General features: G+C 68.5%; 17 protein-coding genes. 13 read left to right on the top strand and 4 right to left on the bottom strand.

The genetic code is table 11. The features are described from left to right. Window positions 1–840: crotonase/enoyl-CoA hydratase family protein (locus ACWDNU_RS41260; RefSeq protein WP_449672848.1), on the bottom strand; the 840-nt coding region annotated here is incomplete at its 3' end. Between the two features lie 65 nt (window positions 841–905). On the opposite strand from ACWDNU_RS41260, the gene ACWDNU_RS41255 reads away from it, so the two are divergent. Together ACWDNU_RS41255 and ACWDNU_RS41250 are read left to right on the top strand one after the other, a co-directional pair. After that, the gene (locus ACWDNU_RS41255; RefSeq protein ID WP_449672847.1) at window positions 906–2,501 is read left to right on the top strand and encodes an acyl-CoA synthetase; all 1,596 of its coding nucleotides are present in this window, start codon (window positions 906–908) and stop codon (window positions 2,499–2,501) included. Between the two features lie 8 nt (window positions 2,502–2,509). After that, entirely contained in the window at window positions 2,510–3,616 is a 1,107-nt protein-coding gene (locus tag ACWDNU_RS41250) for an NAD(P)H-dependent flavin oxidoreductase (RefSeq protein ID WP_449672846.1), read from the top strand. A 3-nt stretch (window positions 3,617–3,619) separates the two neighbouring features. On the opposite strand, the gene ACWDNU_RS41245 is transcribed toward ACWDNU_RS41250, so the two are convergent. After that, window positions 3,620–4,513, bottom strand: coding sequence for an alpha/beta hydrolase (locus ACWDNU_RS41245; protein ID WP_449672845.1), 894 nt, complete (start codon window positions 4,511–4,513; stop codon window positions 3,620–3,622). A gap of 61 nt (window positions 4,514–4,574) precedes the next feature. Between ACWDNU_RS41245 and ACWDNU_RS41240 the strand changes: the two genes are divergently transcribed. Continuing rightward, window positions 4,575–5,036 carry a MarR family winged helix-turn-helix transcriptional regulator gene (locus tag ACWDNU_RS41240; RefSeq protein WP_449672844.1) on the top strand — a complete coding sequence of 154 codons (462 nt, stop codon included), beginning with the start codon at window positions 4,575–4,577 and terminating at the stop codon, window positions 5,034–5,036. A 566-nt stretch (window positions 5,037–5,602) separates the two neighbouring features. On the opposite strand, the gene ACWDNU_RS41235 is transcribed toward ACWDNU_RS41240, so the two are convergent. Further along, window positions 5,603–6,412, bottom strand: a complete 810-nt coding sequence (locus ACWDNU_RS41235; protein WP_449672843.1) for a S1 family peptidase — start codon at window positions 6,410–6,412, stop codon at window positions 5,603–5,605. Window positions 6,413–6,697: 285 nt separating this feature from the next. Continuing rightward, complete coding sequence (locus ACWDNU_RS41230) at window positions 6,698–7,915, bottom strand: APC family permease (protein ID WP_449672842.1); 1,218 nt, start codon at window positions 7,913–7,915, stop codon at window positions 6,698–6,700. A 76-nt stretch (window positions 7,916–7,991) separates the two neighbouring features. Between ACWDNU_RS41230 and ACWDNU_RS41225 the strand changes: the two genes are divergently transcribed. The 10 genes from ACWDNU_RS41225 (at window position 7,992) to ACWDNU_RS41180 (ending at window position 15,971) form a co-directional block, all read left to right on the top strand. Next, window positions 7,992–8,768 carry a GntR family transcriptional regulator gene (locus ACWDNU_RS41225; protein WP_449672841.1) on the top strand — a complete coding sequence of 259 codons (777 nt, stop codon included), beginning with the start codon at window positions 7,992–7,994 and terminating at the stop codon, window positions 8,766–8,768. Between the two features lie 55 nt (window positions 8,769–8,823). Further along, window positions 8,824–9,204: a DoxX family protein gene (locus ACWDNU_RS41220; protein WP_449672840.1), complete on the top strand. Its 381-nt coding sequence runs from the start codon at window positions 8,824–8,826 to the stop codon at window positions 9,202–9,204. A 105-nt stretch (window positions 9,205–9,309) separates the two neighbouring features. Continuing rightward, the gene (locus ACWDNU_RS41215) at window positions 9,310–10,428 is read left to right on the top strand and encodes a TIGR03364 family FAD-dependent oxidoreductase (protein WP_370938930.1); all 1,119 of its coding nucleotides are present in this window, start codon (window positions 9,310–9,312) and stop codon (window positions 10,426–10,428) included. Continuing rightward, on the top strand, window positions 10,422–11,123 hold the full coding sequence (locus ACWDNU_RS41210) for a phosphonatase-like hydrolase (protein ID WP_449672849.1): 702 nt from the start codon (window positions 10,422–10,424) through the stop codon (window positions 11,121–11,123). Before ACWDNU_RS41215 ends, ACWDNU_RS41210 begins: the two co-directional genes overlap by 7 nt. Beyond that, window positions 11,120–12,154, top strand: coding sequence for a 2-aminoethylphosphonate ABC transporter substrate-binding protein (locus ACWDNU_RS41205; RefSeq protein ID WP_449672839.1), 1,035 nt, complete (start codon window positions 11,120–11,122; stop codon window positions 12,152–12,154). Before ACWDNU_RS41210 ends, ACWDNU_RS41205 begins: the two co-directional genes overlap by 4 nt. After that, entirely contained in the window at window positions 12,151–13,218 is a 1,068-nt protein-coding gene (locus ACWDNU_RS41200) for an ABC transporter ATP-binding protein (RefSeq protein ID WP_449672838.1), read from the top strand. The genes ACWDNU_RS41205 and ACWDNU_RS41200 overlap by 4 nt, the downstream gene beginning before the upstream one ends. Next, window positions 13,215–14,078 (top strand): 2-aminoethylphosphonate ABC transporter permease subunit, encoded by an 864-nt coding sequence (locus tag ACWDNU_RS41195; RefSeq protein WP_370938926.1) that lies wholly within the window; start codon window positions 13,215–13,217, stop codon window positions 14,076–14,078. The genes ACWDNU_RS41200 and ACWDNU_RS41195 overlap by 4 nt, the downstream gene beginning before the upstream one ends. Then, window positions 14,056–14,853, top strand: a complete 798-nt coding sequence (locus ACWDNU_RS41190; RefSeq protein WP_449672836.1) for an ABC transporter permease — start codon at window positions 14,056–14,058, stop codon at window positions 14,851–14,853. Before ACWDNU_RS41195 ends, ACWDNU_RS41190 begins: the two co-directional genes overlap by 23 nt. A gap of 75 nt (window positions 14,854–14,928) precedes the next feature. Beyond that, the gene (locus ACWDNU_RS41185) at window positions 14,929–15,426 is read left to right on the top strand and encodes a hypothetical protein (RefSeq protein WP_370938924.1); all 498 of its coding nucleotides are present in this window, start codon (window positions 14,929–14,931) and stop codon (window positions 15,424–15,426) included. Window positions 15,427–15,470: 44 nt separating this feature from the next. Next, window positions 15,471–15,971, top strand: coding sequence for a hypothetical protein (locus ACWDNU_RS41180; protein ID WP_370938923.1), 501 nt, complete (start codon window positions 15,471–15,473; stop codon window positions 15,969–15,971). The last annotated feature ends 149 nt before the right edge of the window (window positions 15,972–16,120 follow it).

The following is a 16,120-nucleotide window of genomic DNA, read 5'->3' as shown; positions in this document are numbered from 1 at the left end:
TCGGGACAGTTCTTCTCCGGTCAGGGTGGTGCCGTCTGGGCCTTCCAATGCGAAGGTGAAGGTGGCGTCCAGGGCGAAAGTGACGTCGTAGCCTACGCTGCCTTCCTTCGCGTCGGCGGAGGCGAAGACTTCGATGCCGTACTTGGCGTCCAGCTTGAAGGCTTCCTCCTCGTGCATGCCCTCGGTGTCGCGGATGGTCTTGAGGATCGCGCGTATCGCCAGGGGGCCGTTGTCGTTGATCAGGTCAGCGAGTTCCAGCGCGCGAGCCAGCGCTTGACCGTCGGGGACGACGTGGCCTACCAGGCCGATGTCGCGTGCCTCCGCGGCGGTGATGTGCCGGCCGGTGAGGAGGAGGTCGGCGGCGACGGTGTACGGGATTTGCCTGGGCAGCCGCACGGCCGAGCCGCCCATCGGGAACAGGCCCCAGCGGGGTTCGGAGACGCCGAACTTCGCGCTTTCCGCCGCCACCCGAATGTCTGTTCCCTGCAGGATTTCCGTACCGCCCGCGATGGCTGGGCCTTCGACGGCGGCGATGAGCGGCTTCGTGAGACGGCGGCCCTTTAACAGGCCCTCGATGCGGCTCGGGTCGAAGGAGCCGTTCGAGAACGACTTGTCGGGGGCGTTGCGGGACATGGATTTCAGGTCCGCGCCCGCGCAGAACGCTCCACCGGCGCCAGTCAGGATGCAGCTGCGGACCTGGTCGTCCGAATCCACTCGGTCCCAGGCGTCGACCATGATCGAAAGCATCTCGCCGGTGAGGGCGTTGCGGGCTTCCGGGCGGTTCATCGTCACCACGAGCGTGTGGCCTTCGAGGCTGACGAGTGCGTGGGGTTCGGCCACCGGGGCCTCCTTAATAACGGGCCGGGGTCATTGCCCAGAACGATAACATGTTCTACTTTGGGTGCGTGGCACTCAACATCGCGGATCTACTCGAGCACGCCGTCGACGCCGTGCCGGAACGCGTCGCGGTCGTGTGCGGCGGACGCCAGGTCACCTTCGCGCAACTGGAGAAGCGCGCGAACCGGCTGGCGCACCACCTGGCCGCGCACGGCGTGGGACCCGGCTCCCACATCGGTGTCTATTCCCGGAACTCCATCGAGGCGCTGGAAGCCATGTTCGCCGCGTACAAGCTGCGCGCGATCGCGGTGAACGTGAACTACCGCTACGTCCACGGAGAACTCCGCTATCTGTTCACCAACGCCGACCTGGTGGCGCTGGTGCACGAGCGGCGCTACTCCGACCGGGTGGCGGCAGTGCTTCCGGAAACGCCGAAACTGAAACACGTTGTAGTCGTCGAGGACGGTTCGGACACCCCGTACGAGACGGGCGTCGAGTACGAGGCGGCGCTCGCGGGCGAGTCGGACGAACGCGACTTCGGCGAGCGCAGCGCCGACGACCTGTACATCCTCTACACCGGCGGCACCACCGGTTACCCCAAAGGGGTGCTGTGGCGGCACGAGGACATCTGGCGCGCGCTGGGCGGCGGCATCAACTTCGTCACCGGCGAGTACGTGCCCGACGAGTGGACGCTCAGCGAACAGGGCAAAGCCGGTTCGCTCGTGCGCCTGCCGGCCGCGCCGCTGATCCACGGTGCGGCGCAGTGGGCCGCGTTCGGCGCGCTGTTCACCGGCAGCCCGGTGGTGTTCGTCCCGCAGTTCGACGCGCACGACGTGTGGCGTGCGGTGCAGGAACACAAGGTGCAGGTGCTGACGATCGTCGGCGACGCGATGGCGCGGCCCCTCGTGGACGCCTACCGCTCCGGCGAGTACGACGCGTCGTCGCTCGTCGCGGTGTCGAGCCACGCGGCGCTGTTCTCGCATTCGGTGAAGCAGGAATTCCTCGAGATGCTGCCGAACGTCGTGATCACCGACGCGATCGGTTCGTCGGAGAGCGGATTCACCGGAATCGGCATGGTGGGCAAGGATTCCGACCATTCCGCGGGCCCGCGCGTGAACTTCGGCAAGGACGCCATCCTGCTGGACGACGACGGCAACGTGGTCGAACCGAAGCCGGGCGCCATCGGGCTGATCGGACGCCGCGGCCACGTCCCGATCGGCTATTACGGCGACCCGGAGAAAACCCGCACCATTTTCACCGAAGTGGACGGCGTCCGTTACGTCGTGCCCGGCGACTACGCGCGCTACGAGGAAGACGGCACGGTCACGTTGCTGGGCCGCGGATCGCAGTGCGTCAACACCGGCGGCGAAAAGGTGTATCCGGAAGAAGTCGAGGGCGCGCTGAAATCGCACCCGGACGTTTTCGACGCACTGGTCATCGGCATCCCGGACGACCGGCTCGGCCAACGCGTCGCCGCCGTGGTCCAGCCGCGCCCCGGCGTCCAGCCGGATCTGGCCGCGCTGGAAGCGCACGTGCGGACCGAGGTCGCCGGATACAAGGTGCCGCGCACGGTGTGGCTGGCCGAGGAAATCGGCCGTTCGCCGAGCGGCAAGCCGGATTACCCGTGGGCCCAGCGGTACGCCGCCGAACACGAACCCGCCTAGGAGGGCGCATGCGCACATCGTTGTGCGACCGGTTCGGCATCGAGGTGCCGATCTTCGGATTCACCCCGTCGGAACACGTCGCGGCCGCGATCAGCCGCGCGGGCGGCATGGGCGTGCTGGGCTGCGTCCGGTTCAACGACGCCGCCGAACTCGACGCGGTGCTGTCCTGGATGGACGAGAACACCGACGGAAAGCCTTACGGCGTCGACATCGTGATGCCGGCGAAGATCCCTTCCGAAGGCACCCAGACCGACCTGAACGAGCTGATCCCGCCGGGCCACCGGGCGTTTGTCGATAAAGTGCTGAAGGACCTCGCGGTCCCGTCGCTGCCCGACGACACCGACGAACGAGCCGGTGTCCTCGGTTGGCTGCACTCGGTCGCCCGGTCCCATGTGGACGTCGCGCTGAACCACCGGATCAGCCTCATCGCCAACGCTTTGGGCTCGCCCCCGACTGACGTCATCACCCGCGCGCACGACGCAGGCGTCCCGGTGGCGGCGCTGGCGGGCAAGGGCTCGCACGCCGCTCGCCACGTTGACAACGGCGTGGATCTCGTTGTCGCGCAAGGACATGAGGCAGGCGGCCACACCGGCGAAATCGCGACCATGGTGCTGGTCCCGGAAATCGTCGACGCCGTCGGCGACCGCGCCCCGGTGCTGGCAGCCGGAGGCATCGGCTCCGGCCGCCAGGTCGCCGCCGCGCTGGCGTTGGGCGCTTCGGGCGCGTGGATGGGCTCATACTGGCTCGCGACGCAGGAATACCTCCAAACGATGCCCGAATCGGAGGCGATGCAGAACGCCTTGGTGGAAGCGACCTCCGCGGACACCGTCCGAACCCGGATCTACACCGGCAAACCGGCTCGCCTGTTGAAGACCCGCTGGACCGAGGCGTGGGCAGCGCCGGGCGCGCCGGAACCGCTGCCGATGCCGTTGCAGAACCTACTGGTTTCCCACGCCCACAACCGGATCCACGCCGCCGCGGACCCGTCGGTGGTGTCGATGCCGGTGGGCCAGATCGTCGGCAGGATGAACCGGGTCCGCCCGGTCGCCGAGGTGATGGCGGATCTGGTGCAGGAATTCGAGGAGACGGTTTCCCGGCTGGACAAGATCCGCTGAGATTCAGGCGAGTCGCTGCTTGATGAAGAGGGCGGCCCGGTCGAGGGCTTGCCCTGCTTCGTCGAGGGTGTCGGTGAAGGTGTGGAAGACGTGCGGGACGTCGGCGGTGATGTCGAGGATCACGTCGACGTCCGCGTCGCGCGCGCGTTCCGCCAGCCGGACCGAGTCGTCGAGCAGGATTTCGTTCCCGCCGACCTGCAGCAGGATCGGCGGGAAACCGGTCAGGTCGGCGTGGACCGCCGGGGCGAGGAGCGGCTGGGCGGGGTCCGCGCCGGCCAGGTACAGCTCGGCGGTGTGGGCCATGCCTTCCCTGGTGAAGAAGGGATCGACGGCTTCCTTCGTCTCCATCGATGCCCCGGTGCGGGTGTGGTCCAGCCCCGGCGAGAACGCGACGATCCCGGCGGGCATCGGCAGCCCCGCGTCGCGGGCGGCCAGAGTCGTGGTCACGGCGAGTCCGCCGCCCGCGGAGTCGCCCGCGAAGACGATCGAGGACGGGTCATTCTCCTCCAGAAGGCTCCGGTAAGCGGCGAGACAGTCCTCGATCCCGGCCGGGAACGGATGCTCGGGCGCGAGCCGGTAGTCCAGCGAGAGCGCGCGGATTCCAGTGCGCAGAACGAGATTCGCCGTCAGCGCCATCGCGGTGTGCGGGGATCCCAGCGAGAACGATCCGCCGTGGAAGTACAGGATCGTGCCCGGTCGCGGGTCTGCTGCCGGTTCGACAAGGATCGCTGGCCGCCCAGCGAGCGTGGCGCCGCTTTGCCGCGGCTCGGCGGGGACGGGAAACTCGCTCATCAACGCGGCGAACCCGGCCCGCATCTGCTCGACCGGCGCCGGGCCGGCCCCCTTCGGCGTCCGCCGCAGCTGCTCGTCGATCGCGCGGCGTTGTTCCCTGCTCATCTGTGCTCCTGAAGATTCTGCGGAAGTATATGCCGAGGCATGTAATGATAGACTATATGCCGTGGCAGGTACTTCGGCAAACGAGCAGCTCTTCGACCATCTGGTGCGCTGCGAGACCCGGATCTACAACGCGCTGGGCGAGCGGCTCAAGGCCGAGCACGGGATCGTCGCTTCGCAGTTCGAGTTCCTGCGATATCTGGGGCAGCATCCGCAGTCGCGGGTTGCCGACCTCGCGGTGAACTTCGCCGTCGGCATCGGGGCGACGAGCAAGGGCATCGACCGCCTCGAAGCGCGAGGCTGGGTGCGCCGGGTGCCGAATCCCGAGGACCGACGGTCGTCGCTGGTCGAGCTGACGCCGAGCGGCCGGGATCTGGCGGGGGCGGCGGAGGAGACTTTCCAGACGCAGCTCGAGGCGCTGATTGGCTCGGTGGTGACCTCGGATCGGGCCGAGTCGGTTATTTCGGTACTGGCTGAGCTGCGGGGGGCTTTGGAGGAGCGGAACGTCGGCCTTCCGGCGGGTTAGTGCTGGGCCTTCGGGGTTTCTGGCTCCCGCTCTTCGGCGCCGCAGGGGGCCAGCTTCCTGAGGCTAGGTACTCGGCCTCGCTCGGTCTGGCGGCGGCCGGGGCGGATTATGCGTTGCCCGGTGCTCGTCGTGCTTCGGTGCCACCGGGGAGCTGCATGGCGAGTTCGTAAGGTTTGATGCTCGGCTTCGCGCTGGTTCGGCGGTGGTCGGGGCGGCGGGATTATGCGTCGTTCGGTGCTTGCCGTGCTTCGCGACTGTCGGGGGCCGGAATGTCGGGCAACTGTGGGGTGCCTGGCCTCGCGGTTTCTGGCGAGAATCTTGAGTTGTTCGGCGCTCCGGCGGAGCGCGAGGAAAGTCCGACGGGCGGCCAGCAATCGCGGGCTTCGCCCCGGGTGAGGCGATCCGTGACTGGGGCGTGCGCCCGCCAGTCATAGGTGTTCGCGCGGCGGGATCCAGCTCGCCCGAATGCTTCTGCTGGCACGGAAGAACCGCACGAAGCCGGGCGCGGAACCCCGTCGGAGTCCCGCACCCGGTCCGGCTCAGTGTTCGATCTCAGCAAACAGGGGTCAGATCTTCCCCGCCGCCGCGGCGATATCAGACGCGAACGAGCTCACCTCGGTGTACACGCCGGGTGCGTGGGCCCTGGCGCAGCCGTCGCCCCAGCTGACGATGCCTACCTGGATCCATTCGCCCGCTCCGTCGCGGCGGAACATCGGGCCGCCGGAGTCGCCCTGGCACGTGTCGACTCCGCCGGTGTCCAGCTTGCCCGCGCACAATTCCGCGTCCGGCTTCAGGTCGGCATAGGAGCCGCCCTGGGACTGGCACGTCGAGTCGTCCACGAACGGGACCTCGGCCTTCAGCAGGTACCGCTGCTGCGCCCCGCCTTCCTGGGCCGCGCCCCAGCCGGCGATGGTGAACGTTCCGGAGTTGTTGTCGGCGTTCTTCGCGATCGGCAGCGTCGGAATCCCGCTCACCGGGCTCGCCAGCTTGATCAGCGCCCAGTCGCCGCCGGTGGAGTCGTACGTCGGGGAGCGGTAGACGTAGGTCGAGCGCACCTTTTTCGCGCTCGAACTCTGCAGATCGACCACGCCGAGCGTCGCGGTGATCGACGAGTCCGCTCCGGTGCGGTCGACGCAGTGCGCGGCGGTCAGCACGATCTGGTTCGTGTACAGGGCGCCGCCGCAGCCCATCGAAAGCCGGACCATCCACGGGAATTCCCCCTGGCTGGCGCGAGTTCCGCCGACGACCTGAGGCTCCGCGCCCGGCGACGGCGTCGTCGACGCCACGGCGGGCGTCGCGAACCCGGCGGCGGCCGCGAGCGCTGCCGCGCCTGCCAGGACTCGCGTGAGCATGCTGAAGTTTCTCTTGTCGGCCAAGGGGATTGTCCTTCCGGTGTCCACTGTGGAGCTTCCGCTCCCTGGGGCGGGGAGGTGTCGCGTGAGTGACGAATCGACTACACCAGAGCAGCGGTAAGTGGACAACCAACTTTCTTCGGATCTTTCGGATTCTTCACCGGATCCGGCAGATTTCACCGCCCAGCGCAGCGGTAAAAAGCAGCCTTGACCTGGGGATCGATGATTATCGGAGTAACCAGGCCGAAGCGGAGCGAGGGGGACTTTCGCGCACCGGACGTGACGGAAGCCGTGCCAGAGAACAAAAACTCAGCGCGCAACCCCGAGGCGACGCACGAAGTAAGCCACCACGCCCAGCCCCAGCACCAAACACCCGCTGAGCACCGAAGCGATCGGCAAGCTGAACGCCAGCACCGCGCACCCCGCCAACCCGGCAGCCGCGACCACCTTCGGCGCGGCCCCTTCGTCCCGGCGAAGCGTCAGAGCAGAAGCGTTCGCCACCGCGTAGTACGCGAGCACCGCGAAAGACGAAAACCCGATCGCACCACGCAAATCCGTCGTCGTCGCCAGCACGGCGACCACCACGCCGACCGTCAGCTCCGCCCGGTGCGGCACCGAGAACCGAGGATGCACTGCGGACAGAAACCGCGGCAGATGCCCGTCCCGCGCCATTGCGAGTGTCGTCCGCGAAACGCCCAGCACCAACGCCAGCAACGATCCCAACGCGGCCACCACCGCGCCCACGCGAACCACCGGCGACAGCCACGGCACGGCGGCAGCCAGCGGATCGGGATTCGCGCCGATTCCGTCCGGCCCCAATGTCACCAGCAGCACCACCGCCACCACGGCGTACACCGCGAGAGTCAGTCCTAACGCGAGCGGAATCGCCCGCGGAATCGTGCGGGCCGGGTCGCGGACTTCCTCGCCGAGAGTGGCCAGCCGGGCATAACCGGCGAACGCGAAGAACAGCAATCCCGCCGCTTCGAGCACTCCGCCGCCATGAAACGGAGTCCACGGGGAAACATGCGTGCCGGAAAAGCCGAAAACCGCGACCAGGGTAAGCACCACGAGAGTGATGCAAACGATCACCCGAGTAGCCAAAGCAGACCGGTGCACGCCGAGATAATTCACGCCGGTGACCAAGCCGATCACGCCTACCGCGAACAAACTCCGCCAAGGCTGCCCGAGCCCGGGAGCGGCGTAGGCGACAACGGTCAGCGTCATAGCCGCACAGCTAGCCGTTTTCCCGGCGACGAATCCCCAACCTGCTATGTACCCCCAAAATTCACCCAGCCGAGCGCGCCCGTACACATAAGTGCCACCGGATTCCGGATACAGCGCGGCAAGCCGGGCGGAAGAAGTCGCGTTGCAGTAGGCGACTAACGCGGCCACGGCGAGCGCGGGCAGCAATCCCGAACCCGCGGCGCGCGCGGCGGGCGCGAACGCGGCGAAAACGCCGGCGCCGATCATCGAACCAAGTCCGATGAAAACGGCGTCAGCGAGGCCTAACCGGCGGGCCAAAGGCATTGCGGGGGTCCTCCCGTGGCGTCAGTTCGCGAGACAGCGAACCACGCGCCGCGCGTCTGGCATAGGCTCGGGTCTCGTGCCCACGTCTTCGCCGCTGTCCCGCCTGTCCGCCGACGGACCGGTCCGCGACGGCATCCCGGATCACGGCCGCGTGCCGCGCTACTACGCCGTGAAGGTCGAACTGCTGGCCGTCATCGCCGAATTGGGCGAAGGCAGTGCATTGCCCACGGAACGCGAACTGTGCGAGCGGTTCGAAGTGTCCCGGGCGACGGTCCGGCAGGCGGTGGGCGAGCTGGTGCTCGAAGGCAGGCTGTCGCGACGGCAGGGGAGCGGCACGTACGTCGCCGCGCCGAAGCTGATCCAGCCGCTCGCGCTCGTCAGCTACACCGAAGGCCTGCGCCGCCAAGGCATCCGGCCCGGCCGCACGCTCATCACGCTCGAACGCCGCGCCGCGGGCACCGGATTGGCCGCCGACCTGCGGATCGAACCGGCCGCCGAAGTGATCCACCTGGAACGCGTCCTGCTCGCCGACGACGAGCGCGTCGGCCTCGAATCGACCTTCCTCCGCGCCGACAAGTTCCCCACGCTGCTCGAGGATTTCGACCCGGAGCAGTCGCTGTACGCGTTCCTGCGCGACGAACTGGGCGTGGTCTTCGACGGGGCGGAAGAACGCCTGGAGACCGTGCTCGCGACGCCCCGCGAAGCGCTGCTCATCGGCACGAACCCGGCATTGCCGATGCTGCTGATGCACCGCGTGTCGTGGGGTCCGGACGGCGAGCCGTTCGAGCGGGTCCGGTCGCTTTACCGCGGTGACCGGCTGAGTTTCGTCACGCGACTGAACCGCGTCGAGTAGCTGTCACATCCGGCGCGGCTGGTTCGTCCCCTCGGTATCGAACGGAGGGACAACCATGGACATCGCACTGTGGATCGCTCAGGCGGCTCTCGCCCTGCTCTTCGCCCTGTCCGGCGTGCTGAAGTCGACGATGTCGCGGCAACGGCTGATCGAGAGCGGGCAGACCGGGGTGGCCGCGTATCCGATGCCGGTCGTGCGCTTCGCCGCGATCTGCGAACTCGTCGCGGTGATCGGCCTGATCCTGCCGAGGCTGACCGGGATCGCCCCGGCGCTCACCGGGTGGGCGGCAGTCGGCCTGGCAGTGGTGATGGTCGGCGCGATGGCGGGCCACGCCAGGCTGGCCGTCACCGAGCACCGCCCGGCGGAGTACCGCAACGTCGCGGCGAATGTCGTGATCCTGGCGGTGTGCGTGTTCGGCGCGGCGGGCCGACTGTGAAGATAACAGAACGGTAACTCATCCGGTCCAATATTCGAGGCTGCTTCACCTGGCGTTCCCCGTCCCGACAGGCTCCGTTGAGCGCGGGCGGCGACTGTTGCGGCCGTGCGAATCATCATCGTTGGCGGCGGCGTGCTCGGCACCCAGCACGCCTGGCAGGCCGTGGAACGCGGCCACGAAGTCCTCCAGCTCGAACGCGAGCCGGAGGCGCGCGGAGCGTCCGTCCGGAACTTCGGGCTGGTGTGGGTCGGCGGCCGCGCCGCCGGCCCGGAGCTGGAGACGGCGGTGCGCGCCCGGGAGCTGTGGGAGCGGATCGGCGAACGCGTGCCCGCGCTGGGGTTCCGGCCGAACGGCTCGCTGACGGTCGTCCGGACCGACGCCGAGCTGGCTGTCGCGCAGGAGGTCGTCGCAGGTCCGGGCGCGGCTGAGCGCGGTTTCAAACTCCTCGACGCGCAGGAGACCCGCGCGCTGAACCCGGCTCTGCGCGGCAACTTCGCTGGCGCGTTGTGGTGCGAACGCGACGCGGCGGTCGAGCCGCGGACGGCGCAGCCTGCGCTCCGCGAAGCGCTCAAGGCGAGCGGACGTTACAGCTGGCTTTCCGGCCGTGAGGTACGGAACCTGACCGAAAACGGCGTCGTCGACGATCACGGTGAGCGCCACGAAGGCGATGTCGTGGTGTTCTGCACCGGCGCGTGGCTCGGCGGGCTGGTGCGCGAGATCGCGGGCGAGATCCCGGTGCGGCGGGTCCGGTTGCAGATGGCGCAGACCGAACCGCTGGACGAGCCGTTGCCCACCAGCGTCGCGGACGGCGACAGCTTCCGGTACTACCCGGCCTACCGTGGCACGGCGCTCGACGCGATGAACGAAGGCCAGCCGCAGGGTGAAATCGCCGCGCAGAACGCGATGCAGCTGCTGATGGTGCAGCGTCGCGACGGCTCGCTCACCATCGGCGACACGCACGAGTACGCGCAGCCGTTCTCCTTCGACGTCACCGAAGACCCGTACGAACACCTCGCCGAAGTAGCGAGCGCGCTACTCGGCCGCCCACTGCCGCGGATCCGCCGTCGCTGGGCCGGTGTGTACGCGCAGGCAACCGACCAGGCCGCCGTGGTGCACCGGGAACGGTTGTCCGACAACGCTTTCCTCGTCACCGGCCCCGGTGGCCGGGGCATGACCTGCTCGCCCGCAATCGCCGAAGACACCGCAAAGGAGCTGGGCTGGTGACCACCGAACTCGTCGTGCTCGACATGGCCGGAACCACCGTCGCGGACGACGGACTGGTCGAACGGGCTTTCACCGCCGCGATCGCCGCCGCCGGAGTGTCCGAAGAGGACGAACGGTACGCGGGAATGCTCGACTACGTCCGGAAAACCATGGGCCAGTCGAAGATCACCGTGTTCCGCGCGCTGCTCGGCGACGAAGACCTCGCCCAGTGCGCGAACGCCGAGTTCGAAGGCTCGTACGGACGGCTGGTCGCGGCCGGGGAGTGCAAGCCGATTCCCGGTGCCGAGGAAACCATCCGCGGCCTGCGGGAGAAGGGCATCCGGGTCGCGCTGACCACCGGCTTCGCGCCCACCACCCAGCGCGCGCTGTTGGACGCGCTCGGCTGGCACGACCTCGCCGACCTCGCGCTCGCGCCCGGCGATGGCGTGCGCGGCCGTCCGTATCCCGACCTGATCCTTGCTGTCGCACTGAAACTGCAGGTCACCGACGTCCGCAACATCGCGGTGGTCGGCGACACCCCCACTGATGTCCGCACCGGCCTCGCCGCCGGTGCCGGAATCGTCGCCGGAGTGCTCACCGGCGCCGGCAACCGCGGCGAGCTGGAAGCCGCGCACGCCACCCACGTTCTCGACTCCGTCTCCGCCCTCCCCGCCGTGCTCGACAGCGTAGAACTTGAAGGAGCCACCCAGTCATGAGAATCCGGAAAGCGACCGTCGTCGCTCTCGCCGCGACCCTCGCCGGCCTGCTGTCCGCGTGCGGCGGCACGGCGGGCGGCGCGTCCGGCGACCAGACCGTCACCGTCTACACCGCGGACGGCCTTGAAGACTGGTACAACGCCCGGTTCGCCGAGTTCAAGCAGCAGACCGGGATCACCGTCCAGGCAGTTACCGCCGGGTCCGCCGAAGTCGTTTCGCGCGTGGGCAAGGAAAAGGCCAACACCCAGGCCGACGTCCTGGTGACGCTGCCTCCGTTTGTGCAGCAGGCGGCGAAGGAAGGCCTGCTCGCGACGTCCGCGCCTAAGGGCGTCGACCAGGTTCCGGCCGCGCAGAAGGACCCGCAGGGTCGCTACTACGCGCTGATGAACAACTACCTCAGCTTCATCTACAACCCGCAGCAGGCGAACCCGGCCCCGAAGAGCTGGAACGATCTGCTCGACCCGAAGTACAAGGGCAAGCTCCAGTACTCCACGCCCGGGGAGGCGGGCGACGGCACCGCGGTGCTGCTGCAGGCCCAGCACGTCTTCGGCGACCAGGGTGCGCTCGAATACCTCGGCAAGCTGCAGGCGAACAACGTCGGGCCGTCGTCGTCCACCGGCAAGCTGCAGCCGAAGGTCGCGAAGGGCGAGGTGCTCGTCGCCAACGGGGACCTGCAGATGAACCTCGCCGAGATCGACAAGAGCGGCGGGTTCTCGGTGTTCTTCCCGGCCGACGCGCAGGGAAAGCGGTCCACCTTCGCGCTGCCGTACTTCGCCGGTCTGGTCAACAACGCGCCGCACGCGGACAACGCCCGCAAGCTGCTCGACTTCCTGTTCTCGCCGGAAACCCAGGCCAAGGCCAGCGACGCGTACGGCATCCCGGCCCGCTCCGACGTCAAGCCGCAGGGCCCGAAGGCGGAGAAGATCACCGCCGCGATGTCCGGAGTGGACATTTGGACCCCGGACTGGAACTCCGTCCTCGGCCGTCTCGACGCCGACCTCGCCGCGTACCGGAAGGCCACCGGACAGTGACTCCGGCAGTAGAGTTCCGCGGCGTATCCGTCCACTTCGGAGCGACGCAAGCACTTGCCCCGCTGGACCTTTCGGTAGCGCGCGGCGAAACGCTGGCGTTGCTGGGACCGTCCGGCTCCGGCAAGTCGACCGCGCTCAAGGCGCTCGCCGGGTTCCTCCGCCCGAGCGCCGGGCGGGTGCTGCTCGACGGTCAGGACGTCACCGACCTGCCGCCGCATCGCCGTGGCCTCGGCGTGGTGGTGCAGAGTTACGCGCTCTTCCCGCACCAGCGGGTCGCGGACAATGTCGCGTTTGGACTGAAGGCGCGGAAAATGCGCCGCGCGGACGTGACGAAGCGTGTCGGCGAGGTGCTGGAGCTGGTCGGGATGAGCGAGTACGCGCGCCGCTATCCCCGCGAGTTGTCCGGCGGGCAGCAGCAGCGGGTCGCGCTGGCGCGGGCGCTGGCGATCCGGCCGAACGTGCTGCTGCTCGACGAGCCACTGTCCGCATTGGACGCCGCGTTGCGCGAGGACATGGTCGCGGAACTGCTGCGGCTGCGGGCCGAATTGCCGGACACGACGCTGATCTACGTCACGCACGACCAGAGCGAAGCGCTCGCACTCGCGGATCGGATCGCCGTGCTCCGTGACTCGCGTCTGGTCGAACTCGGCCCGTGCGAACAGCTTTACCGCCGCCCGGCCACCGAGTTCACCGCGAGCTTCCTCGGCGCGGCGAACCTGATCCCAGTCGAATTGGTGCGCGCGGACGGCTCGGTCGCGACGGTCCGGCTGGCTGGCCGTGAGCTGTCCGCCGAACCGTCCGGCACGCTCCAGCCGGAGGGGCCGGTGGCGCTCGGCGTGCGGCCGCACCGGATTTCGGTCGGCGAACCCGGACCGGGCACCTTCCCGGCGCTCGTCCGGGGCGTGCAGTGGCGAGGTTCCGGATACCGGCTCGACTTGCGGCTCACCGACGAGGTCTGCGACATCCGCGCCGAGGTCCCGGACAGCCCAGTGCTGCCCGCGGTCGGCGACCGCGTCGGAGTGTCCATTCCGGACGGTTGCCCGCTGGTGGGGGTGGGCGGATGACCGGCCTCGCCCTCGGCACCGCTGCGCTCGCCCCGGCCCGTCGCGGCGCGCGGCCCCGCAGGTACCGGATCGGCTGGCTGCTGCCGCCCGCGATCGTGGTCGCCGGGTTCTTCGGCTACCCGCTCGTGCTGGTGATTCTGCAGTCGTTCACCGCGCAGGACGGCAGTTTCGGTCTTTCGGTGTGGACGCAAGTGCTGTCTTCGCCGGAATTCGGCCGCGCGGTGTGGCAGACGGTCTTGCTGGCCTTGGGTTCGACGGTCGGCTGCGTGCTGCTCGGCGGCTTTCTCGCGCTGGTTGTCGCGTTCGTCCCGTTTCCCGGCGCGACCCTGCTGGCCCGGCTGGTGGACACGGTGCTGGCGTTCCCGTCGTTCCTGATCGCACTGGCCTTCACGTTCCTTTACGGCGGCGCGGGAGTCTTTGGCACTGCCGGATTTCTGTACTCGCCATGGGGTGTTTTGCTGGCTGAGATCACCTTCTATACGCCCTTCGTGATGCGTCCCGCGCTTGCTGCGTTCAGCCAAGTTCCGTCGGCACAACTGGAGGTGGCGGCGAGTCTTGGCGCGCGGCCGGGCCGGGTGCTGTGGCGGGTCGTGCTGCCGGAAGCGTTGCCGTCGCTCGCGTCCGGCGCGTGCCTGGTGCTGCTGTTGACGATGAACGAGTTCGGCATCGTGCTGTTCCTTGGTGCCAAGGGCGTCTCGACGTTGCCGATGCTGGTGTACGGCAAGGGAATCGTCACCTTCGACTTCCCGGCCGCGTCGGTGGTCGCGGTGGTGAACGTGGTGCTGTCGCTGGTGCTCTACACGGTTTACCGGCGAGTGGTCGGGAGGGGAGGCCGTCGTGCTGCTGTGGACGCGGCGTAGCCGGTTGCTGGTGTGGCTGGTGTTCGGCGTGGTTTTTCTCGGCGTGGTGGCCGCGCCGCTGGTGATGATCGTGCTGGCGTCGTTCGCCGGGAGCTGGACGGGCGTGCTGCCCAGCGGGCTCACCGGGGCGCATTACGCCGAGGCGCTGTCCGGCGAGACGTTCGCGAGCCTGTCGGTGAGCGTGCAGACCGGGGTGATCACGTCGCTGGTCTCGGTGCTGATCGGGACCTGGGCCGCGCTGGCCGTCGACCACGCGCCGCCGCGGCTGCGCCGGATCGCGGATTCGCTGTTCCACCTGCCGATCGCGGTGCCTTCGGTGGTGCTGGGGCTGGCGTTGCTGGTGGCGTTCAGCCGTCCGCCGGTGGCGTTCAACGGCACGCGCTGGATCGTCCTCGCCGGACACCTGATGATCCTGCTGCCGTTCGCGTACAGCACGGTTTCCGCCGCGCTGCAACGCGTTGACCCGCTGCTCGCCCAGGCCGCGGCGAGTCTCGGCGCGCGTCCGCTGCGGGTGCTGCTGCGGGTCCGATTGCCGGTGCTGCTGCCCGCGATGTCTGCTTCGGCCGGTTTGGCGCTGGCGATGTCGATGGGCGAATTGGGTGCGACGATGATGCTTTATCCGCCGGACTGGCGGACGCTTCCGGCGACCATTTTCTCCCTTACCGACCGGGGACAGGTGTTTCTCGCGTCGGCGAGCACAGTGCTGTTGCTGGTGGTGACGCTGGCCGGGGTGGTGCTGCTGGGGCTGGTGCGGGGGAAGACTTCCGCTCGGTGAGATAGTTTTAGCGCGGGGATGCAACCTCCGGGCCCTCGATTCCGTCCGCGATACATGCGGACAACAGGGAAAATCGTGGGAGCGAGCGCGCTGCTGCTGACGGTCGCGGCGTGCGGAAGCAACGGGACTACCGCCGCGCCGGTTTCCTCCTCCGGCTCGGCGTCCAGTCCGGCGTCGGTTTCCTCGCCGCCGCCGTCATCTTCATCCCCGTCGGTCGCGCCGCCGCCGGCGTCGGGGCCGCCGAAGAGCCGTCCTACGCAGGGCGTGCCGCCTGGGGATACCGCGCCTGCTGCCGGACAGGTCAATGCTTCGGCGCTTCCGGCCGGGTATCCGCACGACGTCACGCTCGCCGAGGGCGGCTCGGTCGTGGTGATCCAGGCGGAAGAGGGCGGGTGCGACAAGCTCAGTGCGAAGGCGGGGGAGCAGACGGCTGCCCAGGTTGTCGTACTGGTGACGATTACCAAGGCCCCGCACGGACAGATGTGCCCGATGCACATACGGGAGATTTCATTGCCGGTGCGGCTTGATGCGCCTCTGGGCGGACGGGAATTGGTGTTGAAGCCGGGTCCGTGAAGATCGGGTGCAACCGCTGAGGGCGGTCGATCCGTCTAGGGATCATGAGGTACTCGACGAAGCTGATCGGAACGACACGACTGGCGGGCGCGGCACTGGTGCTCACGATGGCGGCCGCGTGCGGCAGCCCGACGAGCATGGCGAACGCACCAGCGTCCGGGACCGAGAGCGCGCCGGCGAGCGCCAGCACCTCGACCTCGGTGCCGCCGCCGGGCAAACCCCAGTTCGACCCTCCGCAAGGGGCACAGCGGGTTCCCGATAACCGGGTTGACGGGGCGGCGTTGCCTAAGACGTTTCCCAAGGAGGTTTATTCCGATAACGGGGGGACCGTGCTTGTGGTGCGGGCTGAGGAAGGGGGGTGTGGGCACGCGCTTGGGGAGGCTGTTGAGCAGAGTGCCCAGAAGGTTGTCGTGGATTTGAGCGAGACCAAGGCGCAGACCGGGCAGATGTGCACGATGGATCTGCGGCATCCGGTGATTTCGGTGGCGTTGGCTGCGCCGTTGGGGGAGAGGACTGTGGTTTTGAAGCAGTCCGCTCCTCGGTGATTCCCGTTGCCGGATGACTTCGTCGGGGGGTTGTCCGGGTTCGGCTCGTCGCCTGGCGGCGACATTGCTTTTGAGTGGTGCGGTGGGCACCCCGAAGCTGAGTGTGACTACGGCGCGGAGGTGCTTGTCAAGGCGGGAAAGATGCCTTG

It is taken from the genome of Amycolatopsis sp. NPDC003676 (assembly GCF_053587275.1).
The sequence above is the reverse complement of the archived record's forward strand: the minus strand, read 5'-3'. Positions and strand labels throughout refer to the sequence as shown.

Excerpts from the sequence above, each read along its gene's own strand:
- ACWDNU_RS41250 (WP_449672846.1), top strand. The coding sequence starts at position 2,510 with ATGCGCACATCGTTGTGCGACCGGTTCGGCATCGAGGTGCCGATCTTC.
- ACWDNU_RS41245 (WP_449672845.1), bottom strand. The coding sequence starts at position 4,513 with ATGAGCAGGGAACAACGCCGCGCGATCGACGAGCAGCTGCGGCGGACG.
- ACWDNU_RS41230 (WP_449672842.1), bottom strand. The coding sequence starts at position 7,915 with ATGCCTTTGGCCCGCCGGTTAGGCCTCGCTGACGCCGTTTTCATCGGA.
- ACWDNU_RS41220 (WP_449672840.1), top strand. The coding sequence starts at position 8,824 with ATGGACATCGCACTGTGGATCGCTCAGGCGGCTCTCGCCCTGCTCTTC.
- ACWDNU_RS41205 (WP_449672839.1), top strand. The coding sequence starts at position 11,120 with ATGAGAATCCGGAAAGCGACCGTCGTCGCTCTCGCCGCGACCCTCGCC.
- ACWDNU_RS41195 (WP_370938926.1), top strand. The coding sequence starts at position 13,215 with ATGACCGGCCTCGCCCTCGGCACCGCTGCGCTCGCCCCGGCCCGTCGC.
- ACWDNU_RS41180 (WP_370938923.1), top strand. The coding sequence starts at position 15,471 with ATGAGGTACTCGACGAAGCTGATCGGAACGACACGACTGGCGGGCGCG.